Origin of the sequence: Thermogutta sp., from assembly GCF_039793925.1 — a bacterium.
In the GTDB taxonomy this organism is placed as follows: domain Bacteria; phylum Planctomycetota; class Planctomycetia; order Pirellulales; family Thermoguttaceae; genus Thermogutta.
On sequence record NZ_JBAMME010000180.1, the window covers coordinates 225 to 1063 of the forward strand.

Sequence of the window (839 nt, forward strand, 5' to 3'; positions counted from 1 at the left end):
GTTGCGGCTTCGGGCGCCGATCTGCTCACCTGCAAGATAGGCCGAAACGACACGTCCGCTCAGGCGGAGGGATCCCCATGAAAGTCATCGTGGCAGAAACGGCGGGTTTCTGCCAAGGAGTCCGCACGGCCTTGGAAATGGCGCTGGAAGCGGCCCGATCCCGGCAGGAAGAGCCGTTGTGCACCTTCGGGCCGCTCATCCATAACCGCCAGGTCCTGGCCATGCTCAGGGAACGGGGCGTGGAAGAGGCGGCGACGGAAGAAGACTGCCGAAACCGATGGGTCATCATCCGGGCTCACGGCATCCCCCCGGACCAGCGCCGCCGCCTTAAGGAGATTTCGCGAGGCCTCATCGACGCCACGTGCAAAAGGGTGGCCCGCGTCCAGGCCATCATCCGCAAACACGCCCGCAAGGGATACCACACCGTCATCGTGGGCGACGCGGATCACGCGGAAGTCATCGGCCTGATGGGCTACACGGAAGAACGCGGCGTGGTCGTCCAGTCGCCCCACGATGTGGATCGCCTTCCGTCCCAGTGGTCCTCGGTCCTCTTGGTAGCTCAGACCACTCAGAACGAGGAGGTGTTCCGCCAGGTTGAAGCGCGATTCCGTGAAAAGTTCCCTCACGGTCTCGTGGAAAACACCATCTGCGGGGCCACTCACGAGCGCCAGAGCGAAGTGAGGCGTCTGTGCGCCCACGTGGACGCCATGGTCATCGTGGGCGGGACTCACAGCGGAAACACCATCCGGTTGGCCGAAACGGCTCGAGAATGCAGCGTCCCCACCTACCATGTGGAAACGGAAAAGGACTTGAATCCCAAGGAAATGGCCCGATTTCAC

1 protein-coding gene is annotated in these 839 nt (G+C 62.8%); it reads left to right on the forward strand.

All coding sequences use genetic code 11. The features are described from left to right. Nucleotides 1-77: 77 nt before the first annotated feature. Nucleotides 78-839: 4-hydroxy-3-methylbut-2-enyl diphosphate reductase (gene ispH, locus ABJK56_RS06740; protein WP_347243899.1), on the forward strand; the 762-nt coding region annotated here is incomplete at its 3' end.